Origin of the sequence: Vibrio sp. 10N.222.47.A9 (assembly GCF_963872585.1) — a bacterium.
GTDB lineage: Bacteria > Pseudomonadota > Gammaproteobacteria > Enterobacterales > Vibrionaceae > Vibrio > Vibrio splendidus.
Window position 1 is genome coordinate 262,067 of the sequence record NZ_CAWNBB010000022.1, and the last position, 24,827, is coordinate 286,893.

At 43.5% G+C, this 24,827-nt stretch carries 19 protein-coding genes and 1 other annotated feature; of the genes, 8 read left to right on the forward strand and 11 right to left on the reverse strand.

Going from position 1 to position 24,827, the window contains the following annotated elements:
• Positions 1–17: 17 nt before the first annotated feature.
• The gene (gene murQ / locus AACT19_RS06220) at positions 18–938 is read right to left on the reverse strand and encodes an N-acetylmuramic acid 6-phosphate etherase (RefSeq protein ID WP_017077730.1); all 921 of its coding nucleotides are present in this window, start codon (positions 936–938) and stop codon (positions 18–20) included.
• Between the two features lie 45 nt (positions 939–983).
• The gene (locus tag AACT19_RS06225; protein WP_076645729.1) at positions 984–2,099 is read right to left on the reverse strand and encodes an anhydro-N-acetylmuramic acid kinase; all 1,116 of its coding nucleotides are present in this window, start codon (positions 2,097–2,099) and stop codon (positions 984–986) included.
• A gap of 121 nt (positions 2,100–2,220) precedes the next feature.
• Here AACT19_RS06225 and nagZ point away from each other — a divergent pair, with 121 nt between their 5' ends.
• The 3 genes from nagZ to tyrA all read left to right on the forward strand — a co-directional run bounded on the left by nagZ (position 2,221) and on the right by tyrA (position 5,776).
• Positions 2,221–3,210 (forward strand): beta-N-acetylhexosaminidase, encoded by a 990-nt coding sequence (gene nagZ / locus AACT19_RS06230; RefSeq protein WP_076645731.1) that lies wholly within the window; start codon positions 2,221–2,223, stop codon positions 3,208–3,210.
• Positions 3,211–3,457: 247 nt separating this feature from the next.
• Positions 3,458–4,531, forward strand: a complete 1,074-nt coding sequence (locus AACT19_RS06235; RefSeq protein ID WP_010434849.1) for a 3-deoxy-7-phosphoheptulonate synthase — start codon at positions 3,458–3,460, stop codon at positions 4,529–4,531.
• 117 nt (positions 4,532–4,648) lie between these two features.
• Complete coding sequence (gene tyrA / locus AACT19_RS06240; protein WP_017084805.1) at positions 4,649–5,776, forward strand: bifunctional chorismate mutase/prephenate dehydrogenase; 1,128 nt, start codon at positions 4,649–4,651, stop codon at positions 5,774–5,776.
• Positions 5,777–5,937: 161 nt separating this feature from the next.
• On the opposite strand, the gene AACT19_RS06245 is transcribed toward tyrA, so the two are convergent.
• The 3 genes from AACT19_RS06245 to ettA all read right to left on the reverse strand — a co-directional run bounded on the left by AACT19_RS06245 (position 5,938) and on the right by ettA (position 9,125).
• Positions 5,938–6,948 (reverse strand): M23 family metallopeptidase, encoded by a 1,011-nt coding sequence (locus AACT19_RS06245; protein WP_017091345.1) that lies wholly within the window; start codon positions 6,946–6,948, stop codon positions 5,938–5,940.
• 50 nt (positions 6,949–6,998) lie between these two features.
• Complete coding sequence (locus AACT19_RS06250) at positions 6,999–7,367, reverse strand: PilZ domain-containing protein (RefSeq protein WP_029225872.1); 369 nt, start codon at positions 7,365–7,367, stop codon at positions 6,999–7,001.
• Between the two features lie 90 nt (positions 7,368–7,457).
• Positions 7,458–9,125 carry an energy-dependent translational throttle protein EttA gene (gene ettA / locus AACT19_RS06255; protein ID WP_004735040.1) on the reverse strand — a complete coding sequence of 556 codons (1,668 nt, stop codon included), beginning with the start codon at positions 9,123–9,125 and terminating at the stop codon, positions 7,458–7,460.
• A 264-nt stretch (positions 9,126–9,389) separates the two neighbouring features.
• Here ettA and AACT19_RS06260 point away from each other — a divergent pair, with 264 nt between their 5' ends.
• Complete coding sequence (locus AACT19_RS06260; RefSeq protein WP_076645733.1) at positions 9,390–11,339, forward strand: transglycosylase SLT domain-containing protein; 1,950 nt, start codon at positions 9,390–9,392, stop codon at positions 11,337–11,339.
• A 172-nt stretch (positions 11,340–11,511) separates the two neighbouring features.
• A complete protein-coding gene (gene trpR / locus AACT19_RS06265; protein WP_017077742.1) occupies positions 11,512–11,805 on the forward strand; it encodes a trp operon repressor in 294 nt (97 codons plus the stop codon).
• 123 nt (positions 11,806–11,928) lie between these two features.
• Here trpR and yjjX read toward each other — a convergent pair whose 3' ends face one another.
• The 6 genes from yjjX to AACT19_RS06295 form a co-directional block, all read right to left on the reverse strand.
• Positions 11,929–12,450 carry an inosine/xanthosine triphosphatase gene (gene yjjX, locus AACT19_RS06270; RefSeq protein ID WP_076645735.1) on the reverse strand — a complete coding sequence of 174 codons (522 nt, stop codon included), beginning with the start codon at positions 12,448–12,450 and terminating at the stop codon, positions 11,929–11,931.
• The gene (locus AACT19_RS06275; RefSeq protein ID WP_076645737.1) at positions 12,413–14,791 is read right to left on the reverse strand and encodes a putative bifunctional diguanylate cyclase/phosphodiesterase; all 2,379 of its coding nucleotides are present in this window, start codon (positions 14,789–14,791) and stop codon (positions 12,413–12,415) included. The genes yjjX and AACT19_RS06275 overlap by 38 nt, the downstream gene beginning before the upstream one ends.
• A 386-nt stretch (positions 14,792–15,177) precedes the next feature.
• Positions 15,178–16,353: a prephenate dehydratase gene (pheA, locus tag AACT19_RS06280; protein ID WP_076645739.1), complete on the reverse strand. Its 1,176-nt coding sequence runs from the start codon at positions 16,351–16,353 to the stop codon at positions 15,178–15,180.
• Between the two features lie 12 nt (positions 16,354–16,365).
• Positions 16,366–16,487: a sequence feature (Phe leader region), on the reverse strand.
• A gap of 110 nt (positions 16,488–16,597) precedes the next feature.
• Complete coding sequence (gene hpf / locus AACT19_RS06285; protein ID WP_004735034.1) at positions 16,598–16,933, reverse strand: ribosome hibernation-promoting factor, HPF/YfiA family; 336 nt, start codon at positions 16,931–16,933, stop codon at positions 16,598–16,600.
• A 432-nt stretch (positions 16,934–17,365) separates the two neighbouring features.
• Positions 17,366–18,790, reverse strand: a complete 1,425-nt coding sequence (locus tag AACT19_RS06290; RefSeq protein ID WP_339373538.1) for a lytic transglycosylase F — start codon at positions 18,788–18,790, stop codon at positions 17,366–17,368.
• A gap of 137 nt (positions 18,791–18,927) precedes the next feature.
• A complete protein-coding gene (locus tag AACT19_RS06295) occupies positions 18,928–19,656 on the reverse strand; it encodes an outer membrane protein assembly factor BamD (RefSeq protein ID WP_004735032.1) in 729 nt (242 codons plus the stop codon).
• 137 nt (positions 19,657–19,793) lie between these two features.
• Here AACT19_RS06295 and rluD point away from each other — a divergent pair, with 137 nt between their 5' ends.
• The 3 genes from rluD to clpB all read left to right on the forward strand — a co-directional run bounded on the left by rluD (position 19,794) and on the right by clpB (position 24,227).
• A complete protein-coding gene (gene rluD / locus AACT19_RS06300; protein ID WP_017077746.1) occupies positions 19,794–20,768 on the forward strand; it encodes a 23S rRNA pseudouridine(1911/1915/1917) synthase RluD in 975 nt (324 codons plus the stop codon).
• 2 nt (positions 20,769–20,770) lie between these two features.
• Positions 20,771–21,511 carry a peptidoglycan editing factor PgeF gene (pgeF, locus tag AACT19_RS06305; protein ID WP_076645743.1) on the forward strand — a complete coding sequence of 247 codons (741 nt, stop codon included), beginning with the start codon at positions 20,771–20,773 and terminating at the stop codon, positions 21,509–21,511.
• Between the two features lie 142 nt (positions 21,512–21,653).
• Positions 21,654–24,227: an ATP-dependent chaperone ClpB gene (gene clpB / locus AACT19_RS06310; RefSeq protein WP_076645745.1), complete on the forward strand. Its 2,574-nt coding sequence runs from the start codon at positions 21,654–21,656 to the stop codon at positions 24,225–24,227.
• Positions 24,228–24,827 lie beyond the last annotated feature (600 nt).

Sequence of the window (24,827 nt, forward strand, 5' to 3'; positions counted from 1 at the left end):
GACAAACCAAACTGAGATTACTGATTATTCTCGACTGCTTTTCTCAAGAAGCCATTTTGTTGATCAAGTTGAGCCTTGGCCAGTTCTAAATCTAGCCCTGTTAGAATCATCAAAATAGATAGCTTCACATCATAATCGGTGGTTTTAAGTGTCGAAACTGCAAGGGCTTTGTCACACTCCGTTGCTTGGATTACGATACGAGCTGCGCGGGCAACCAATTTTTCATTGGTCGCTTTTACGTCGACCATCAAGTTCTGGTAGCTCTTACCAATACGAATCATGCTGGCAGTGGTCAGCATGTTGAGCACCAATTTTTGCGCGGTACCTGATTTGAGGCGTGTGGAACCGGTTAAGGCTTCTGGGCCAACCACTGGGCTTATCGCGATTTGAGCAATCTCAGCAATCGGAGAGCCAGGGTTACAAGACAGCGCAACCGTCACCGCGCCAATCTGATTGGCGTAGTTGAGTGCACCAATTACGTAAGGTGTGCGGCCACTAGCCGCGATGCCTACCACGACATCATTTTCTGAAAACTGAATTGCATTCAGATCTTCAATACCGAGAGTCAGCGAATCTTCCGCGCCTTCTTTGGCTTTCAAAATCGCTTCGGGTCCGCCAGCAATGAGACCGATAACCATCTTGTCTGAAACGCCAAAAGTCGGTGGGCATTCTGAGGCATCTAACACACCTAATCGACCACTGGTGCCTGCGCCCATATAAATCAGTCGGCCACCGTTTTGAAAGGCATGAGCGATCTTATCAACCGCTTTCGCGATCTGTGGCAGTTCCGCTTCGATCGCTAAAGGCACTTGTTTATCTTGTTGGTTAATCTTTTCAACCACTTCGAGAGAGGTGAGCAGATCAATATCCATAGTGTCAGGGTTTCTCCCCTCCGAAACGAGGTGCGAGAGCGCTGATATGAGAGCGTCGTTACTCATAATGATCCTTAAATGATAATTCTAAAATGATGGTTCTAAAATTGTTTAGACAGCACGATAGAGAACGCCTAGAGAGGCCGCTTTGCTTGCGCCAGTCACTTCTGGTAAATTGCTTGGCAGTTGATGAACATGACGTTGGGCAAGCCACGCAAAGGCCATGGCTTCCATATAATCGGCATCAACACCTTTACTGGTCGTTGAATCAACTTCCCAACTCGGAAGCAGTTCTGCCAACCTTTTCATCAACAATGGGTTTCGTGTACCACCGCCACACACATACAGTGCAGGTTGGTTACCCAAGCGATAAGTTCCCACTTCATTGGCTATCGTCAATGCGGTGTATTCACAAAGTGTGCGCTGAACATCTTCTGCTGCAAGGTATTTAAATTCTGTAAGTTGTTGTTCTAGCCACGGTAGATTAAACAGCTCTCTACCAGTGCTTTTTGGTGGCAGTTGAGATAGATAAGATTCACTTAGAAGCTGTTCGAGCAAGGCTTGATTAAGTTGGCCTTTTAGTGCGAACTGCGCATTACGGTCAAATTTCTCACCGATGTGTTTATCTACCCAAGCGTCCATCAACATATTGCCCGGGCCAGTATCATAGCCAAGCGTAGGATGATTAGGGCGCAATACTGAAATGTTCGAGATACCACCAATATTCAACACCACAACCGAGCTGTCTTGCGGGTGAAAAATAGTGTGGTGGAAAGCCGGTACTAACGGTGCACCTTGTCCGCCAAGCGCCATGTCTTTACGTCGGAAATCAGCGACTGTTTGAATCTGTGTTTTAGCGGCAATGATATTGGCATCACCCAGCTGCATGGTAAATGGCGAATCCCCCGTTGGCTGGTGGAATACCGTTTGGCCATGATTACCTATCGCAGTCACAGAAGATGCAGGCGTACCTGATTTGTCGAGAAGTTGCAGAACCGCATCAGCAAATAGATGACCAAGCTGGTGGTCGAGTTCACCAATGGCAATCAAATCCGTTTTCTGACCAATACAAACCTCAAGCAGACGGGCTTTTAGATCATCTGGCATAGGGAACTCATCATGAGCGAGTAATGTGATACCAGTGTCTTCTATCGAAACTAAGGCCGTATCAACACCGTCCATACTCGTTCCCGACATCACACCGATATACAGTTCTTTATGATCCATTCCTAAGCTCTTGCCCTGCATTCTTAAAGTATTCCACAGATTGGTTTAAAAACATTGTAAAGCAAATTTAAAGAGAATAATCTCGGGAAGTTTATGAAATTAGGTTTAATAAGGGATAAATATGGGACCGTTGTGGGTAGATGTTGCGGGCTATGAGCTAACAGCTGAAGACAGAGAAATTTTAGAGCATCCAACTGTTGGTGGTCTCATCTTATTTGCTCGAAACTACCACGATAGCAAACAGCTTTCGGCGTTAAACAAAGAGATCCGCAAGGTAGCGAAACGTCCTATTTTGATTGGTGTTGACCAAGAAGGTGGCCGAGTTCAGCGCTTCCGCGATGGATTTTCAATTATCCCTGCCGCTCAAGAATTCGCGACTAAGAATAATGGTGAGCAGTTAGCAGAACAGGCGGGTTGGTTGATGGCGGCGGAATTGATTGCCCATGATATCGATCTGAGCTTTGCGCCTGTATTAGATAAAGGTCACGACTGTAAAGCGATTGGTAGCCGAGCGTTTGGTGAAGATATTGATACCATCGTTCGCCACAGTAGTGCTTTTATTAAGGGCATGAAATCGGTTGGAATGGCGACAACAGGGAAGCACTTCCCAGGACACGGCGGTGTGATTGCTGATTCGCACCTTGAAACGCCTTACGATCCTAGAGACGACATCTTTGAAACCGACATGGCCATCTTCAAGGCTCAAATTGAAGCTGGAATATTAGATGCGATGATGCCTGCGCACGTGGTTTTTTCGCACTATGATGATCAGCCAGCGAGTGGCTCTGAGTATTGGTTGCAGAAAGTATTGAAGCAACAGCTTGGATTTAAAGGCTTGGTGTTCTCTGATGACCTAACTATGGAAGGTGCTGCGATTATGGGTGGGCCAGCCGATAGAGCGAAGGCTGCTCTGAATGCGGGGTGTGACATGGTGCTGATGTGTAATAAGCGAGATGCACAAATTGAGGCTCTTGATCACTTAGCGATTCAAGAGGTGCCTTTAGCCAACTCATTGCTTAAAAAGCACAGCTTTGATTTATCGACGCTTCACTCGGATAGTCGATGGAAAAAGGCCTCAGAGCAAATTAAGCGAATGTTTAACGCTGGGTGATAAATAAACACTCTATAAGTTTGAAGAAGGCGATATGAGAAATATCGCCTTTTTTTTATGTGTGGGGCGCGGTTTAAGCTGGTTTGTGTATCAGAGTGAATTAAATAGAGAGTGTAAATTTTAATTTACATTAAATGTTTTTTATTGTTTACACTTGCAATCGTTTTTGTAGCTGTTATTGTGTTTTTAAAGATTGTTAGCCCAAATGTAAATGGTTGGGTGTAAAAATAAATATACAGGTTGAGTTATGCAGAAAAGTGAATTAAGCAATGTCAATATCATCGACGAACAGGTACTGATTACTCCAGAGGAGTTAAAAGCGAAATTACCTTTGAGCGATAATGCTCGTCGTTTTATTCAAGAGTCTCGTGAAACGATTGCGAATATCATTCATAAGAAAGATCACCGTATGCTAATCGTGTGTGGCCCATGTTCTATTCATGATCTAGAAGCTGCGAAAGAATACGCAAAACGCCTCAAAGCACTTTCTGAAGAACTGAGCGACCAACTGTATATTGTTATGCGTGTTTACTTTGAAAAGCCTCGTACCACTGTTGGTTGGAAAGGCTTGATCAATGACCCACATCTAGATGGTACGTTCGATATTGAGCATGGTCTGCATGTTGGTCGTGAGCTTTTAGTTGAGTTAGCTGAGATGGAAATCCCACTAGCGACAGAAGCGCTAGATCCAATCAGCCCACAATACCTAGCAGATACATTCAGCTGGGCTGCGATTGGCGCACGTACTACTGAATCTCAAACTCACCGTGAAATGGCAAGTGGCCTTTCAATGCCAATCGGCTTTAAGAACGGTACTGACGGTAACTTAGGTACTGCAATTAATGCGATGCAGGCTGCTTCTTCTAGTCACCGTTTCATGGGTATCAGCCGTGAAGGTGAGGTTGCACTGCTAACGACTCAGGGTAACCCAAACGGTCACGTTATTTTACGTGGCGGTAAGCAAACGAATTACGATTCAGTATCAGTACATGAATGTGAACAAGAATTGGGTAAATCTGGTTTAGAAGCTGCGTTGATGGTTGATTGCAGCCACGCAAACTCTCGTAAAGATTTCCGCCGTCAACCGTTGGTTGCTGAAGACGTTATCCACCAAGTGCGTGAAGGCAATAAATCGATTATTGGCCTGATGATTGAGAGCCACATTAACGAAGGTAATCAGCCGTCAGATATTCCTCTCAATGAGATGAAATACGGCGTTTCTATTACCGACGCGTGTATCAATTGGGAGTCAACTGAGGCACTATTGAAACATGCACATACGGAGTTAGTCCCGTTTTTAGAGAACCGCCTGAAAGGTTAGTCAGAGTTTAAATTTAAGTGCCTCATCTTATGGGGCATTTTAAGATCTGTTGCTAACGAACTTGCATCAGTGCAGGCTTATAGATTAGTACGGGCTTATAGATTAGTAAGGAATAAAATGGCCGTTGAACTGAACGAATTACGCGACCAAATCGATGCTGTCGATAAACAAATGTTGGATTTACTGGCTCAACGACTGGCTCTAGTAGAGAAAGTCGGCGAAGTAAAAAGTGAGCATGGTTTACCTATTTATGTACCGGAACGTGAAGCCGCGATGTTGGCGTCTCGTCGTCAAGAAGCCGAGAAAATAGGGGTTCCGCCACAGTTAATCGAAGATATTTTGCGTCGTACTATGCGTGAGTCTTATGCCAGTGAGAAAGATTCTGGTTTTAAGTGCCTTAACCCAGAGTTACGTTCAGTGGTTATCGTTGGTGGTAATGGTCAACTTGGTGGTCTGTTTGGCCGTATGTTCAAGCTTTCTGGTTACGAAGTTAAAATCCTTGGCAGCCAAGATTGGGATAGAGCCGACGAGATTTTAGATAATGCTGGCCTTGTAGTTGTAACGGTTCCAATTCACCTGACAGAAGGTGTGATTGCGAAGCTGGGTAACCTACCAAGCGATTGTATTCTGTGTGATCTGACGTCGATTAAATCAAAGCCTCTACAAGCAATGATGAACATGCACCAAGGCCCAGTGGTTGGGTTGCACCCAATGTTTGGTCCTGATGTTCCAAGCCTTGCGAAACAAGTGATTGTTTACAGCGATGGGCGTGGCTCTGAAAGCTACCAATGGTTACTGAATCAATTTGGTATTTGGGGCGCGAGCCTTTGCCAGATGGATGCTGCTGAACACGACCATGGCATGACTCTGATTCAAGCACTACGCCACTTCACCTCTTTTGCTTACGGCTTGCACCTAAGTAAAGAGAACCCGAACATTGATCAACTTCTGAAGCTAAGCTCGCCAATCTACCGACTTGAGATTGCGATGGTTGGTCGTCTGTTTGCTCAAGACCCGAACTTATACGGTGATATCATTCTTTCTTCGGATGAGAATATTGAGATGATTCGACGTTTCCATAGTCGTTTCGGTGAAGCATTAGAAATCTTGGATGGGAAAGATAAAGCCAAATTCGTTGATAGCTTTAATCAAGTCAGTGATTGGTTTGGCGACTACTCGCAGCAGTTCTTGCAAGAGAGCCAAAATCTTTTAAAGCAAGCGCATGACTCGATTCATCGTGGCTGATACTGATTTGAAATCATAAAAAAGAGCGACCATCTGGTCGCTCTTTTTGTTTGTGCTGAACGCTATGAAAACATTTGGCCTACAGTAGGCTAATAGCAATTAGATCATCATAGGCCAAACCAACAGATCTTATCTATTAACAACTAGTTAGCCATTAACAACTAGTTAGTCGTGATAGGTTTTTTGCTCTCTTCACTCGATACTGTGTCGATGGTCGAGCTAATGTAAGGCACATTCGTCAGGTTGATTTGCAAGCGAACCACATTATCAATCAGTTGAACCAGTGGACCCCACTTAACCTTTTTCTCTTTCTCGAACACGTAGTTGAAGTTCTCCGGTGTCCAATCCATCAAGTATTGAGGGTTCAATGAACGACCAAGGAAGCGTACTTCATAATGCAAGTGTGGCCCGGTTGAGTTACCTGAGTTACCACAGCTTGCAATCACATCACCTTTACTCACAAACTGACCGCTGCGAACTTTGAATTTTTGTAGGTGCGCGTAAGAACTCATGAAACCAAACGAGTGACGCATAGTAATAAAGTTACCGAAGCCTTTTTTACTTGGGCGTACCGTTTCAATGACTCCATCTGCGGGCGCTACAATATCTTCACCACGCTTACACGTTAGATCGATACCAGTATGTACATGGCGTTTACCTGAAATAGGGTTAGTGCGGCTACCATAAGAAGAAGAGATACGTTGATAAGCCATAGGACTGTCGTTTGGAATCAAACGGAACATCGTCGCTCTTACTGCTGAATCTACCGCCGCAGCATCAATGCGATCTTCTAAAGAGACATCATCGGTAAGCAGTTCTTCATCAGCAAGACCCAGCACGGATTCCACATCAAATACACGCTTACCAAGCAGTTGAATGGTGCCTTCTTTTTCTGTCAGTGTTTGCGATAACGAGTGATTGGTTTCTACCTGCTCAGCGTAAAGAAACTCGGTTTGCTCTTTTTCAACAATCAGCGTTTCAATCAACTGTTGTGCATCGCCTGCTTGCATCGCGAGCTCTTGTTTACCTTCGAAGTGCATGTATGCAGCTCCGCCAATTAACAGTGGCACTGAAAAAATGGCAGTGGTGCACATGAGCACGGCTTTTCGGCCGAAGTAAAACGTCTGTTCCCCTTGGTTAGAGGGAATAGTAATGGAAATTTTTTTAGACATGGTTCTGTATTAACTAAATGCTTCTAATAGAAAAAAGGGTAATGGAGATATTATTCCTTACCCAAATCGGTAAGGTGTTCAATCTCTCTATAAAGCAGTTCATCGTCGCCGACATTAAGCTCAACAAGGCGCTTAAGGTGGCTAATACTATCAATATCTAAATGCTCTATGCGTAAACGCATTGAGGTATTGATGGTAGAGACTATCGTTGCTTCTAACTGAATATTGATATCACTGTTGGTGAGCTTAAAGCTGACTTGAACAGGAGCATCGTGGCTGAGTTGCTGCCATTTATCACACTGAATGAGTAAACCATGAAGAGATAAGTCTTGCACCGAGCCTGATACTTTTACTTGTCCTTGTGAGATCTCAGTCGGGACTTGATAAATAACTCGTGAAAATTGACGTCTTTCAAGCATAGGTAATTTCTCTATATCAATAGGTAAATAGTAAGCCAGATATATCAAAGGCCGCTATTATCGCGGCCTTTGTTCAAAATACAAGCTAATTTACTTAGCAATACGCTTGTACTTGATACGGTGCGGTTCAGCCGCTTGTGCGCCCAGAGTCTTTTTCAGCCACTCTGTGTATTCAGTATAGTTACCTTCGTAGAAGTTAACTTGACCTTCATCACGGTAGTCTAAGATATGGGTCGCAATACGGTCAAGGAACCAACGGTCATGCGAGATAACCATTGCACAGCCAGGGAACTCAAGCAGCGCTTCTTCAAGTGCACGTAGAGTTTCGACATCAAGGTCATTGGTTGGTTCATCGAGTAGCAGTACGTTGCCGCCCGCTTTCAGCAGTTTAGCAAGGTGAACACGGTTACGTTCACCACCAGAAAGCTGACCGATGATTTTCTGTTGGTCGTTGCCTTTGAAGTTGAAACGAGAACAGTAAGCACGTGCAGGGATTTCGAAGTTGTTGATCTTAATGATATCAGCGCCTTCAGAGATCTCTTGGAATACTGTTTTGGTGTCGTCCATGCTGTCACGGAACTGATCAACAGAAGCAAGCTTAACCGTTTCGCCTAATTCAACTGAACCTGAATCTGGCTGTTCTGCGCCGCTTAGCATCTTGAATAGTGTTGATTTACCTGCACCGTTGGCACCTACGATACCCACAATAGCGCCTTTAGGCATGCTGAATGATAGGTCATCGATAAGAACGCGATCACCAAATGACTTAGTTAGGTTCTTAACTTCAAGTACCTTGTCACCTAAACGCTCACCCGGCGGGATGAACAGTTCGTTGGTTTCGTTACGCTTCTGGTATTGGCCAGTCGTCAGTTCTTCAAAACGAGCCATACGAGCTTTAGACTTAGCCTGACGGCCTTTAGGGTTTTGACGAACCCACTCAAGTTCTTTCTCGATTGTCTTTTGACGTGCGCTTTCGCCTGATTTTTCTTGTTTCAGACGCTCATCTTTCTGTTCTAGCCAAGATGTGTAGTTACCTTCCCATGGAATACCTTCACCACGGTCAAGTTCTAGAATCCAGCCAGCAGCGTTGTCTAGGAAGTAACGGTCGTGGGTAATTGCCACAACAGTACCGCTGTAATCAACAAGGAAGTGCTCAAGCCAAGCAACTGATTCTGCATCCAAGTGGTTAGTTGGTTCATCAAGAAGCAGCATGTCTGGCTTCTCTAGAAGTAGACGACAGATCGCAACACGACGACGTTCACCACCGGATAGGAGTTCGATTTTCGCATCCCACTCAGGAAGACGAAGTGCGTCAGCTGCGCGCTCTAGAGCTGTCTCTAGGTTGTGGCCGTCTTTCGCTTGGATCAGAGCTTCAAGCTCGCCTTGTTCTTTAGCAAGAGCGTCAAAATCTGCATCTGGTTCAGCGTAAGCTGCATATACTGCATCGATACGCTTAAGTGCGTCTGCAACATCAGAAACCGCTTCTTCTACGATTTCACGTACTGTTTTTGATTCGTCTAGTACAGGCTCTTGCGGTAGGTAACCGACTTTAAGACCTTGTTGTGCACGAGCTTCACCATCAATATCAGTATCAATACCAGCCATGATACGTAGTAGGGTAGATTTACCTGAACCATTTAGACCCAAAACACCGATTTTAGCGCCAGGAAAAAAGCTAAGAGAAATGTCTTTAAGAATTTGACGCTTAGGTGGAACAGTTTTGCTCACCCGAGACATGGTATATACGTATTCAGCCATTGCCGATCGATCCTAATTTATTGTTCAAAATTGTCGTCTATTTTATACCAATATCCCCAAAGATGTTACTCCTAGGACAGAAAAGCCATTCTTGAACTAATCCTTACCTATTATTGTCACATTGGTCATTAAAACTATATTTAATAAGCTTCTGAGGCGAAGTGTTAAATATTAATAATATTTACACTCAATCTCTTTACATTTGATGTGATGTCGGGCGTAAATAGACTTCACGTATTCATACACGCACTAAGGAAAGAGCGAATGTTTTTCCGCATTGGTAATACGAAAATTGCTGTGGCTGCATCGGCAATTTTGTCTTCATTTTCACTGGCTCCGATGGCTATGGCTAGCAATGCCTCCGAGCTTGAAATGCAGCGTGATGTTTATGACAGAGCGCAAGAGGTTTTAGACAACCGTGATCTAGAAGCTTACTCTGCGCTACGTAACAAAATTCAAACATATCCGTTAACGCCTTACACTGATTATCGCGCCTTCTTATTAGGCTTAGGTGATCGCACACCTGCTGAAGTGGATGCCTTTATTGAAGAGAATAAAGCCCTACCATTTTCGAACCGTATGCGTGCGCCTTATTTAGATTTATTGGCGGCTCAAAAACAGTGGAAGACGATCCTTGAGTTTCAAACCAAAGAGCCTGTTGGTGAAAAATATCAATGTATCTACTACCGTGCGAATTATGAGCAAGGAAACAAAGAGCTCGCCTTTAAGGGGGCGAAGCAGCTTTGGTTGAGTGGCAGTGGTGTCGATGATAGCTGTGATCCGCTCTTCGAAAGTTGGGATGAAGCGGATTTAAGAACGGATGAGCTGATATTACAGCGGATGCTATTGGCGTTTGATAAACGAAACGGCAAGTTAATGACCTATCTGATCAAGCAATTGGATCATGATGAGTCAATTGCTCAAGCTAAGCAGATGAAGACGTTGTACAACAAGCCTGAAAATGTACTCGTGTTTGCTAAGAAGCACCCAGCGAATGAATTCTACCAAGCTCAAACCGAATTTGCTTTCGAGAAGCTAGCAAGGAAATCAGCAAGCAGCGCTCAAGAGGTTTTTGATGATGTTGTGAAAGCTCAAAAGTTTTCGAAAGAAAAATCCCAAGAGCTAGCGGACTACCTAACGTTCCGCTTGATCAATACCGACTCTGAAGAGTTGATGGCGTGGCGAGACAAAATGCTCGCGAGTTCATCAAAGCAAGTCTTGTTGGAAAGACGTGCTCGCTTAGCGATTCAGCATGCAGATTGGACTGGCTTGAAAGAGTGGATTGCGCGCTTAGATGATAAGCATCAGGCTTCGCTTCGCTGGCAGTATTGGCAGGGTCGAGCAGAGATAGCACTCGGTGATACTGCTAAGGGTAACAAACGACTGTCAGATATCTTGGGTCAGCGTAATTTCTACAGTGTGGCTGCGGCTAAGCAGTTAGGTAAGCCAGTTCAGTACCCAACATCGACACTCAAATACAACGCTGAAACAGTAAAGCCATTTGAGACCTCTTTGGTTCGAATTGGCGAGCTGATTGACCGAGATAAAATTGCGGCAGCGAAGAGTGAGTGGCGTTGGTTGTTAACCAATGCTGATAAAGATCAGAAATCAATGCTCGCAGCTCATGCTGCGACGCAGCGTTGGAACCACTTTACAGTGACAGCGAGCATCTCTGCGAAGATGTGGGACAACATAGACCTACGCTTCCCTGTTGCTCATAAGTGGTGGTTTAACTTCTACGCCGAAAAGCACGATATTAACCCAATCACCTTAATGTCTTTAGCGAGACAAGAGAGTGCGATGGATTCAGAAGCTCGCTCTCCAGTTGGCGCGCGTGGCATCATGCAAATTATGCCAAAGACGGCGCAATATACGGCTAAGAAACATAAGATTAAGTACCAGGGCAGCGATGACCTTTATGATGTCGGCAAGAACATTGAGATTGGTAGCCACTATCTAGATGGCCTATTAGCTCAATATGATAACAACCGTATTTTTGCATTTGCTGCTTATAATGCAGGCCCGAGTCGTGTCAAACAATGGCGTTCACGCAGCGATGAAAAGCTCGATGCATTTGCTTTTATCGAAATGATTCCATTCAAAGAGACTCGTGGCTATGTTCAGAATATCTTGATGTTTGAGACCTACTATCGAGATATCTTGGGCGAGAAAGGGATGTTTTTAGCGCCCCATGAGGCCGAAACGAAATACTAGGGGTTCGGTACTTTCTCTGAAACTGAGTAATATTAAAGGCAGTGAGTGCGAACCAGTTCCACTTGCTGCCTTTTTACATTGGATCAAAGCAAGTGTTTCGGTATAAAGTGTTAAACGCTTTCAATCATTAAGCGGCTACTTCAAGCCAAAATTTAAAAGTAAGTGTAGAAATATGGCATCACAACCTGAATATGAGAATTGGCAACAACTAATGGATTTGGTAAAAACAGCGGCTGAGAAAGATCAGCATGAACTGTTGTTGACCATGATGATGACACCTGATGAGCGAGATGCTTTGGTCGCTCGAGTGAATATTCTTTGTGAACTCATGAAAGGGGACATGTCACAAAGACAGGTGAGCCAAATGTTAGGTGTGGGTGTGGCTACGATCACGCGAGGCTCTAATGAGCTAAAGGCTAAATCTGAGCAAGAGAAAGCGGCAATTGTAGAGCTGTTACTTAAGTAAGCATTTAAACAGTAAGCCTAAGAACTTGATAAAAACGCTAACCATAGGTTAGCGTTTTTTGTTTTTATCCCGCTCAATGATATTACCTCTAGAGAGGCGAAATATCGTGTTTCTTAAACAAGACTAAGCAGGGAAGTGCTTAGGGTTAACAAATGGGATCAGCGCTAGGATTAAAGCTTGGCTATATACAGAACTGCGAGATAGTTGGTTATGTGTCAATAAGCCAATCGCACCGCCTTTTTGTTTTATGTTGTCGGTGCCGAAGACTTCATCCATCACATCACCTAGCTCATTCGCATGCTGGAGTTTATCAAGCACAACGGGTGGCAGCATTAAGCTTGCTGAGCGAGATTCTCCGCGCTGACCGTTTGCTTCAATGACCATCCAAGCAAATGTAACCTTTCCTTCTATTCCAGACTCTAATCCAACATAAAAATCCGCATCAGGTTGAGCTTGAGTTGCGTTGTGAACGCGATTTACCGCACCTTGATAGGTCTCGTCGTTGCTCATCGGTTGATCGGCGACACCGCTAGGGACGCTGATGCCTTTGAAATCAAATTCAGTATCAGGAAAAGCAGATAAGAATGCACTTTTAACGGCGTTAATTTTAGCTGGGTTCAGCGATGCGATGATTACAGATTTCATGTATTGGATTCTTTTTTTTATCGATTAAATTGAGTTGATGTTGTCGGTACCAATCACTCAGTTCTTCTAATGGCATAGGTTTACCGAAGTAATAGCCTTGCAGCATATCGCACTGTGCTTCTTGCAACCACTGATGCATGCTTTCAGTTTCGATGCCCTCGGCTGTGACCTTCTTACCCTGAGCATGACATAACCCGATAACCGGTTTCACTATGTTCTGATTATCGGTCTCAATTAAGGTGTCTAAAAAGGCTTTATCGAGCTTAATTTTTTGAGTTGGATACTGCACCAGTTGAGTGATGGAGGTGTAGCCAGATCCAAAGTCATCAATGGCTAATCGATATCCCATATCAGAGAGTTCGTTAAGCAGCGGAAAACCTTCAGAGTTTGAGTAAAAGGTTTCGGTAATTTCAAAATCAATCAAACTTGGCGGAATTCGATTTAAATCGGCGTGCTCTTTTATGAAGTCAGCAAGATCAGTCGTTTCAATCCCAGCAGAAGATAAGTTAATCGATAACTGAATTGAGTGATCAAATTGAGCCTGAAGTCGATGAAAAGAAGCAAATGCATTCTGAATGACCCACTGATCAACCTGATCGAATAATCCTGTTTGCTCGGCAATTGGAATGAATTCATCAGGTGGAACCAAGCCTAGTTGCTCCGAATTCCAACGTAATAACACCTCAACACCAATAACATGGGTTCCTGTTGAATCCATGTACGGCATATAAACGAGTCTAAATTCATCATCAAAGTTCTTGTCTCTGAGTGCGCGTTCAATGTTTGCTTGGCGTTGAATCGCTTTGTCTAAATCTCGTGAATAGTCAGCAAATTGGTTTTTACCTGCGCGTTTGGCTTGGTACATCGCGGTATCAGCGTTCGACAGTAGCTTTTCGATGGAGTGGCCATCGTTGGGGTAGGTCGCAATACCAATACTGACCGTGATCGGAAAGCTCCCTGATTCTGTGATAAAGCCTTTTTGTAGTGGCGTCAGTAAGCTATCAGAGAATCTATGCGCGATATTCCCTTGTCGAGTAGGGGCGTTAATGTACACAACGAACTCGTCTCCAGAAAGTCGGGCGGGCATACAATGAGCGTCAAATTCTGTTTTATAGTGGTTACAAATATCGGAAATACGCTGAGCAAAACTGACCAGAATGGAGTCGCCGATTTGATGTCCATATTTGTCGTTCACAAACTTGAAGTTATCTAGATCAAAGTAGAGAACCCAGGTTTCGGTATTCGAGCTAGGCTTGGGTAATGATTGCTGAACGAAGGTTTGAAATTGATGCCTATTGGCTATTTGGGTTAATTGATCATTCTCGGCCAATAGCTTGGTCTGTTGGTAGGTGTTATCTAACTCTTGGTACATATCATAAAAACGCTGTGAGAGGCGGCCAAGCTCATCACGAGTGCCTAAGCGTTCGATGTTCTTACGTTGTTTTTTTTCGACTTGCTGCAGTTGTCGGTCGAGTCGTGTTATCGGGGATATCACACTGCGAGACAAAAGCATGAGTAGCAGAGCAACCGTCACAAACGCGGATAGTGCAAAAGACAAACTCAGCTTATTCCAAATTGATTCGAGCTTGTTTTCCAATAGGAATGGCGCCGGGTCAACTGTGGCGTATAGTTCTGGTGCAAGCTTAACTGAGTGGGTGACATTATTTTCCAGAGAAACCGCTATAGATGTGAAGAATAAGCTGGTTTGGTAGTCGAACTCTATCTGTTTTCTCAGCGCATTAAATTTATCGAGAGAGACTGACACAACAACAAAGAACACATCGTCGGGGTGATTGTTTGCGGTTGGGAAAATCGTTTTTTTGTCTACCTTCTCGTAGTGAACCAACATCCCTTCACCTTGAGAGTTTTGAATATAGTTGGTACTTGATGTTGCTAAGGTGTCTTGATAGTACTGATCCACAAAATCCAATATTTTGCTGTCAATCTGAGTGCGTGAGTCGCTGTTATTATCAGCGTAATAACTCAATTTTCGCTGACTATTGAGAAGCGCTAACCCGGTATAGCTTTCATCGTCATCTTGCAAGAAGTGTATGGCTTCTCGAAGGTTACTAACCAGTTCAAGATCGCGAGATAGGTTTTGTTCAGTGAGAAAGTAACGCTTCACCATGTCACTTTGGGTCAAGGTGTAAGAGTAGCTATTTAGGAACGAGCGAGACTGTCGAAAATATCCTGCCAACTTTTCCATGTTTAGCTGAAGTGCGTTGTCTTCGCGTTTGATAAAACTGCTTTTCTGCGTTGAATAAATAATATAGCTAGAAGCTGCGGCACTGATCAGTATCACAGGGGTTATCAGTAGTAAGATTTTAGTACTTAGCTTCATAGTTAATGACAACACTATTTATAATTTAAGCGCGTAAGTTTATGTTACTTAATACTTACTCGCTATTAATTACACGTAGTTCGATGATTTCCTGTGAAGGGGGTAAGGTTTTGTCTTTATTGATAAAAAAGCCACTAATGAGTTTTTTGTTAAGAAGGTGTTGAATGGTGTGGGTTAGAAGGTATGTACAGCCAGTGAAATAATCGAGTCATGTCTCAGGAATACGTAGTGTGAGTATTCCTGAGTACGAGTTATTCCACTAGCCGCTGGTTTTAGCATTTGGCCTACTGTAGGCCAAATGGTTATAGCAGATTTAAACTTATGCCAGCTTTAAACGTTTGTTCGTTAAAAACTTATGTTCGCCAAAAGCTTATGTTCGTTAAAAGCTATGACAACTTAACCTGCGTGGCTTTGATGTTTTCACTTGGATAACAACCCAACACTTTAAGGTGACGAGTAATGGCAGTTAGTTCCGTTATCGCTTGCTGCATATTATCTGCATCCAAATGTGCTTCTAAATCAACGTAGAACATCTCTTCCCATGGGTTGCCCATGATAGGACGAGATTCCAGCTTAGTCATGTTGATGCCCAAGCGTTGTAGGATTAGTAGAGTTTCTACCAAAGAACCCGCCTCTTGAGAAGTCGACATGATCAGTGTCGTTTTAGCTGGGATTTGAGTTGATACTTCTACCGGTTTACGCGCCACAACGATGAAACGAGTGTGGTTCTCAGTTTGGTTTGCAATGTTGCCTTGGATTGGCTGAAGCCCATAAAGCTTGCCGCTCGATGCATTGCCAATTGCTGCCACATCATCGCCTTCCAGATCTTTAACCTTCTTCATTGCATCAGCTGTACTTGCGCAAGACTCAAGGCTGACACCTTTAAGACGACTCAAAAACTCACTGCACTGTTGGTGAGGTTGTGGGTGTGAATAGAGGGCTTTGATGTCCTCTAAACGAATATCATTTTTCGCAACCAAGCAGTGTTCAATTGGTTGAGACAGTTCACCAACGATATAAAGCGTTGTGTGTTGCAGTAGGTCGTAGACCTCGTTGATTGAACCTGAACTGGTGTTCTCAATCGGCAACACACCGTAATCGGCATGACCAGATTCCACCGTCGATGCCACTTCTTTGAAATGATTGCAGTTAAGCTCTATCAATTCCATATTCTTACGGCTGAAATATTCACGGCTAGCAAGATGAGAATATGATCCCTTAGAACCTAAGAATGCAACGCGAGCCAGAGGTTTACGGCTTTGCGGGTTCGCTAGGTTTTGTAAGTATGACTGCTGTAGTAAAACGGAATCTTCGATGATGGTGTGAAACAGTTTAGTAATGTACTGTGCATCAAGCTCATATTTATCTTTACCGTTGTTAATCAGCTTAACCAGAAGCTGCTGCTCACGAACGGCATCGCGTACAGGCTTTGATGTTTCTACCTTGCTTTTCGCAACTTCGATACTGAGTTTGCGACGTTCGGAAAGTAAACTCAGCAGTTCGTCATCTAAATCATTAAGACGAAGGCGGATATCATCCAGTGAAATTGAGCGGTCAGTCATAAATGTGTCCTTATAAAAAAGCCTCCCTAGTGTGGGAGGCTTCTTGTTCGTTTTTGACTTGTTTTTCTAAAACGACTCAGCCTCCGATTTACGGAAGAAAAAAGAAGTCAAAAATAAACAAAGATTGAGTGTGCATAAAAAGTGATTGTTTTATGAATGTTTAAACACAATAAGCAAGCGAGCTACGAGCGTCAAGCAAAAAAATAGCGCCCTGAGGCGCTATTTTTTAATCTGTTCTCTTTCCTTATTCTACTTCAGCTTCTAGCTCTTCGATTTCAGGCTTTTCAGCGCGGCGCGCTTCAGGTTTATGGCGTAGCTTGTTGAGTTGACGCTCTAGTTTTTGTTCTACTTCGTTGATAGCTACGTAGAGGTCGTCATGGATTGATGAAGCAACAAGTTGGCCTTTTGGTACGGTTAGAACCGCTTCAAATTTTTTCTTCTTGTTTGGTTCTTCGCTAAAGCTCGCTTGGCAGCCAATGATGTCTACTTGCCATTTATCCAGCTTTTTAAATTTGCTTTCTATGTGATCACGGATTGCAGAGGTAATGTCGATGTTTTTACCAGTGATGTTCATTTTCATAGAAGTTTTCCTCTGTTGTATCCCTCATGGGTTAACTTCAGATTACGACTTCTAGGAATAAAGAATGTGATCTAGATCTTGTTTTGGTTGGGTGGGATAAGCATTAAAATCAAATGTGATCTCACGCAAATCTTAGTATCTTTTTGGCGAAAAATGCTTGTTATCTCTATGAAAAACGATAACTTGGAGGCAAGGCTTCGCTAAAAATTAAACCAGTTTTTAGGGGCGTCCTACAGCCTATGGAAAGTGCTTGATTGAAATTTACTCAATAGTGTTTTGTGATATAGGTCTCGCGTTCTAGATCGCTACGTAAGCTTCTTCAGAATTAGATAAACAAAAGCCGCATAAGTTTTCTTATGCGGCTTTTGTGTTTTTAATTTGCCTTAGTGCCTTAGTGCCTTAGCTCCCCTGGCTCTTAGGGTTGAAGACAAACTAATCGTTTGTTTTGAGTAGTCTGGCTGTCCCATTTTCTCGGATAGCATTGATAGCTTGTAACTGCTTATAGATTACAAAGTAACGGTTGATGTTGGCGACATAGGTCACCGGTTCTTTGCTCACGTATTTACGAGTGATGATTTCTACGTTTTTAAACCAGATGTTTGGGTTGTAACCTTTCTGCTTGGCAATGCGCCTCATCTTTCTGATCTTAGCAGGACCAGCATTGTAAGAAGCCAAAGTGAAGTAGATTTGGTTATCTGGCGTAATGGCAGGGTCGTCAAAATACCTGTCCTTAATGAAACGCATGTATTTCACACCCGCATGGATGTTGTTATCCACCTTATGTATGTTTTTGATGTTGACGTTTTTGTCTTTGGCGGTACTTGGCAATACCTGCATCACACCAATAGCTCCACGGTGAGAAACTCGGCTTTGATCCAGTCCAGACTCTTGGAAACCTTGTGCAGACATCATCAAAGGGTCGAATTCGTATCGACTCGAATACTTTTCAAAAACATCTGACAGCTTAGCCACTCGGTCTATTTTATTTGGGTTGAGCGCTCTACCTAACCAGCGAGTGTTGTCGATGTATTTCTGATAGATAACATTTCCAAGTAGGGTACCTGTTCGTGCCGTCTTGACGTATTTGTTGATCTCTTTTTTTAGTTGAGGGCTGTTTTTTCTTAATGCCCACGCTATTTGGCCATTTTCACGTAAGGGTAAATCGTGATGGACCTGAATGTTTTCCATTACGTCAGTCCATAACTTTGCTTTATGGCTATCTAGGATTGTGCCTTGTATATAGCCTTGGTTGACCAACTCTATCAGCTCGTAGTCTTGTAATGACTCCTCAATAAAGTGGACATGCAGCGGTGGTAAGTCTAATTCATTCAGTTCTTTATTGACTCTTTGTACACTCTCGAAGTAACTCGAACTTGCACGGATCCAAACCTCTTTACCGCTCAGTTGCTTGATTTCGGTGATAGGGGCTGAGTTCTTTCCTGTGATAATCAGTTCTTTTCCATTTTTAATCATTGGGTCGGAAAAATCGATGATTCGTAATCGCTTGTCGGTGATCGTCAGGTTCGCGACAGCGACGTCGCCATAACCAGATTCTAATGAGGGAAGTAGATCATCTCGCTGCACTGGGATGATTTGAACATTGAGGTAAGGGTGTTTCTTACGAAGGCTCTTCTCAAAGTGGTAGAGCATTTCAGCCACGATGCCTTTTGGTTTGCCATCCTCGATATAATAAAAACCAAGATCAGCAGACACGAGCACTCTAACCGTTCCTTTGGTTTTGAGCACGTCTAAGTCACCCATGTAAGGCTCGTTGCTTAACGGGGACAGTTCTAATGCGTAGGATAATTGGCTAAATAGCGATATCCAGATAAATAATAACAACCTACTCACATCCACACTCCATGTTGATGTTTTGTTAAAAGTTATCTTTTGAAGATACCGTGTATTATGCGATTCATCAAGTTTACGAAATTAAGTTCAAAAAAAACGCGCTAATAAATTAGCGCGTTTTCGAATGAATATGACAACGTTGATTAAGGCAGTGGGTTTAACTCAATCAATTTTTCTGTTCTTGAAGCTGCGTCTTCTAAACCTAGTTGTTTATAAGCTTCTAACTGAATATCCAAAGACTTACGTGCAGCAATGGTGTCTGGGTAAGTCTTCTGCAGTTCTTGTGTTCGGTTTACAGCTGCAATCCAAGCTTCACGGCGTAGGTAGAAATCAGCGGTTGCTAAGTCATACTCTGCGAGGCGGTTCTTAAGTGCGAACATGCGTTTTTGCGCATCTTCCGCATAAGGGCTACTAGGGAAGCGTTCCAGTAGTCGTTTGAAGTCAGCAAACGCGAGTTTTACTGGTTCTGGATCTCGGTCACTACGGTCGATATTAAAAATGTCGTGCATGAAGTTACGGTCTTGTGCCATGTGCGTTAGGCCGCGCATGTAAAGCACCCAGTCTTGTTTTTCATGAGTCGGGTTTAAGCGTAGGAATCGAGAAATGGTTGCAAGGCCTAACGCCAAGTCATCATTTTTGTAGTACGCGTAAATCAGATCTAGCTGTACTTGTTCCGAATAGGCGCCGAATGGGTAACGAGAGTCTAAGGCTTCTAGCTTTTCGATTGCAGAAAGCCAGCTACCGCTCTGTAGGGACTCTTGAGCGTCAGAGTAAAGAACCGATGGTGGTACATCCGGTACTATTTCTTCAGTACTTGAACAGCCAACTAAGAGTGATACGGCTAATAGACCCGATAAAGTAAGGTGTTTCATGTCAGGCGTCGATTCCTTGAATTAAATATTTCGTAAGCTTCCGTTACTTTCTAACCAGTAACAGATACAATGATGCAATTATTCTATTTTATCCATACTAATGGGTATTAGTCTCACGGTTTTTAAAAAAGTTCGATATGGCTCAGCAGATAACATTAACAGACACAGTAAAAAGCAGCCAGTTAGGTCAACGTTTAGACCAAGCTGTCGCTGAACTATTTACCGATTTTTCTCGCTCTCGTATTAAAGAGTGGCTTCTTGACGGCAAAATCCAAGTGGATGGCGAAGTTATCACTAAACCGCGCACCATAGTTTTGGGCGGTGAAGCGATCATCCTACAAGCGGAGCTTGCAGATGAAGAGCGCTGGGAAGCACAAGATATTCCGTTAAACATTGTCTATGAAGATGATGATTTATTGGTTATCAATAAGCCTCGCGATCTGGTTGTACACCCAGGCGCAGGTACGCCGGATGGAACCATACTAAACGCATTGCTTTTCCATTACCCTCAGATTGCAGAAGTACCTCGTGCGGGTATTGTGCACCGTCTTGATAAAGACACAACCGGTCTTATGGTTGTAGCTAAGACGGTTCCAGCTCAAACTCGCCTTGTACGTGCTCTTGCTAAACGTCGTATTACTCGTGAATATGAAGCAATTGCTATTGGTAAAATGACCGCGGGTGGTGTGGTTGAGAAAGGCATTAGCCGTCATGCAACTAAACGTACTTTAATGGACGTGAATGAATTAGGTAAGCCTGCGGTAACTCACTACCGTGTTGCGGAGCACTTCCGCGAACATACTCGTATTCGTCTACGCCTAGAAACAGGTCGTACTCACCAAATCCGTGTTCACATGTCATACCTTCAGCATCCTCTGTTAGGTGATATTGCATACGGTGGTCGTGCACGTATTCCAAAAGGTGCATCTGAAGAGCTGACGACAATGATTCGTTCTTTTGATCGCCAAGCGCTGCATGCTGTAATGCTTAAATTTGTTCACCCTATTACTGGCGAAGAAGTTGAGTTCCACGCACCTGTTCCAAATGACATGGTTGTGATGGCTGAAGCATTACGTGTTGATGCTCGCGAAAATCACGAAGACGACATTTAACCATGTCAATGATCATCCCTGACTGGAACGCTCCTCAAAACGTGAAAGCATTTGCTTCGACTCGTTTCGATGGTTGTTCTACAGGTGCTTATCAAGGGTTAAACCTCGGTATGCACGTTGGGGATGATACTTCGCTTGTTGAAAGCAATCGAATATGGCTAAAGCAACAATCTAAGATGCCCACAGCTCCAGTATGGCTAAATCAAACTCACTCAACGGATGTCGTTACGGTTTTAGAACCGGTGACGAATGTTCTTGATGCTGATGGTGCATTTACCTCTGCAAAGGGTATTGTGTGTTCAGCGATGACGGCTGATTGTTTGCCCGTAATTCTTACTGATACCAAAGGCACTCAAGTCGCGGCTGTTCATGCGGGGTGGCGTGGTCTTGCTGGTGGCATTCTTGAAAATGCCGTCGCAAAGTTTTCAAATCTAGATTCAGATAATCAGATCATGGCTTGGCTTGGCCCTGCAATTGGCAAAGATGCATTTGAGGTTGGCAACGATGTGTTGGAAGCTTTTGTTCGTTTTGACCCTCAAGCGAAATTAGCATTTCAAGCCAAAGCTAAACCGGGCAAATGGCTGGCAAACATGTCTCAACTCGCGACTCAACGATTAATGAAAGTTGGCGTGACTTCAGTGACAGACTCGAATCTATGTACATACGCAGATTCAGATGCTTTCTATTCTTATCGCCGTGATGGTATTACTGGACGTCAGGCTACATTTATTTGGTTAGAGTAATCTCTGGCTAGCACAACCACTCATCCAGCTCATTTATATTTTCATATAAGCTCTATTCTTCACTCTTATCCCTTGAAAATCCGCGTTACCGTATCCATCTTCTAACCATAAGATAAACATATCTAAGAGTAGGAAGGTTGGCATGCGTCTCGATCGGTTCACTAGTAAATTCCAAATTGCGATATCTGATGCTCAGTCGCTCGCATTAGGTCGTGATCACCAATATATAGAACCTGTACACCTAATGGTGTCTTTGCTTAATCAAGATGGCAGTGCGATTCGTCCATTGCTTACTATGCTGAACATTGATGTTGTTCAATTGCGTTCTAAATTGAGTGAAATATTAGACCGAGTGCCAAAAGTAAGTGGTATCGGTGGTGATGTTCAGCTTTCGAATGCCATGGGAACGTTGTTCAACCTATGTGACAAGGTCGCGCAAAAGCGCCAAGACAGTTACATATCTTCAGAAGTATTCCTACTCGCTGCAATTGAAGACAAAGGTCCTTTAGGGAGCTTACTTAAAGAGTTAGGCCTTACTGAGCAAAAACTATCTCAAGCTATCGAGCAAGTTCGTGGTGGTCAAAAAGTCGATGACCCGAATGCCGAAGACAGACGCCAAGCATTAGAGAAGTTCACCATTGATCTGACTGAAAGAGCAGAGCAAGGCAAACTAGATCCTGTGATTGGTCGAGACGATGAAATCCGTCGTACTATCCAAGTACTTCAACGCCGTACTAAGAATAACCCCGTTATTATTGGTGAACCTGGTGTCGGAAAAACGGCAATCGTTGAAGGCTTGGCGCAGCGCATTATCAATAATGAAGTACCGGAAGGCTTGAGAGGGCGACGAGTTCTTTCATTAGACATGGGCTCTTTGATTGCAGGTGCTAAATATCGTGGTGAATTTGAAGAGCGCTTGAAATCAGTTCTCAACGAATTATCGAAAGAAGAGGGCAACATTATTCTCTTCATCGATGAAATTCACACCATGGTCGGAGCTGGTAAAGGTGAAGGCTCTATGGACGCCGGTAATATGCTGAAACCAGCATTGGCTCGTGGTGAGCTGCATTGTGTAGGCGCAACGACACTCGATGAACATCGTCAGTATATAGAGAAAGATCCTGCATTAGAGCGTCGATTCCAAAAAGTGATAGTCGATGAGCCAACCGTTGAAGACACAGTTGCGATTCTTCGTGGTTTGAAAGAGCGCTATGAACTTCACCATCATGTAGAAATTACTGACCCAGCGATTGTAGCGGCGGCAACGTTATCTCATCGATACGTTTCAGATCGCCAGTTACCGGATAAGGCGATTGATCTCATTGATGAAGCGGCTTCGAGCATTCGCATGCAGATCGATTCAAAACCTGAGTCGCTAGATAAGCTCGAGCGCAAAATCATTCAATTGAAGATCGAGCAGCAAGCTCTCACGAATGAAAATGATGAAGCCAGTGAAAAGAGGCTTCGCACGCTGCAAAGTGAACTTTCTGAGAAGGAGCGGGATTTTGCTGAGCTTGAAGAAGTTTGGAACGCTGAAAAAGCGGCGCTTTCCGGGACGCAACATATCAAATCAGAGTTAGAACAAGCTCGTATGGATATGGACTTTGCAAGGCGTGCTGGCGATCTTAACCGAATGTCTGAATTGCAATATGGTCGAATCCCAGAGTTGGAGAAGCAGTTAGATCTCGCGACTCAAGCTGAAATGCAAGAAATGACCTTATTACGTAATAAGGTAACTGACGCTGAAATTGCCGATGTTCTTTCAAAGCAAACCGGCATTCCGGTTTCTAAAATGCTAGAGGCAGAAAAAGAGAAGCTTCTGAAAATGGAAGGTGTTCTGCATAAGCGGGTTATTGGGCAAGCCGAAGCGGTAGAAGTGGTATCGAATGCGATTCGTCGTAGTCGTGCTGGTTTATCCGATCCAAATAAGCCGATTGGTTCTTTCTTATTTCTTGGTCCAACGGGCGTAGGTAAAACCGAACTGTGTAAAACATTGGCTAACTTCATGTTTGATAGTGACGATGCCATGGTTCGTATCGATATGTCTGAGTTTATGGAGAAACACTCAGTGGCTCGTTTGGTTGGTGCTCCTCCTGGTTACGTTGGGTATGAAGAAGGTGGTTACTTAACTGAAGCTGTTCGTCGAAAACCTTATTCTGTGATTCTGCTTGATGAAGTAGAGAAAGCGCACCCTGATGTTTTCAATATTCTATTGCAGGTTTTGGATGATGGACGATTAACCGATGGACAAGGTCGCACGGTCGATTTCAGAAATACTGTAGTGATCATGACATCTAATCTTGGCTCTTCGAGAATTCAAGAAAACTTCAATACGCTCGATTACCAAGGAATAAAGAATGAGGTGATGGAAGTGGTAGGTAAGCATTTCCGCCCTGAGTTTTTGAACCGTGTTGATGAAAGTGTCGTGTTCCATCCATTAGGTCAAGCTCACATCGAGTCAATAGCCGCTATTCAGCTTGAGCATTTGAAGAAACGAATGGAAGACAATGGCTATGAGCTTGAAGTTTCGGACAAAGCACTGAAGTTGATCTCTCAAGTCGGTTTTGATCCTGTCTATGGTGCGAGGCCTCTTAAAAGAGCAATTCAGCAGAGTGTTGAGAACCCATTAGCGAAAGCGATACTTGCAGGAAAAATCAATCCGGATAAGAAAGTGCAGCTATTAGTGAATAACGACCGAATTATTGCTCACCAATAATCAAGGTAAGAACGATAGGTACGATTAGTCAAAATTAAGACGTAATCGTACCTATTTTGAACGCTTTGTGTGAATAGTGTCCGAACGATCGCCTGCTGCGGTCTTTTTTCGTTTTTGGCCTTGTGCAAAGGGGGATTCTCTCTATAATGCGCCTCCGTTGCCAGGGATAACTAAGCGGTTTGAACTAAGTAACGAGACGACATTAAGCATTTAAGATGCTTTGAAAAATTAGCTGGAAAAAGTGTTTGACACTGGAACCCAATTCGCTAGAATGGCCGTCCACTTAGAGAGGCTCCTTACTAAAAGGAACGCTCAATAAGTAAAGCTCTTTAACAATTTAAACCTATCAATCTGTGTGGGCACTCGTTGATGAATATCAAAACGTTTTATCCTTTGGGTAAAACAGTTACTTCGGTAACAAACTTGATTTCAATGAACTGAGTGACCTGAGCTAGAAATAGTTCGAATGCTTTTTGGTTTTGCTTTTTATTAAAAAGTGAAAACAACAAGCGGCACAGTCAATTCATTACCATTCTGTTGGAATGGTAATAGCTTTAGAATTACATGTTTATTTCGATGAATATTAGTTTTGAAGTCAGT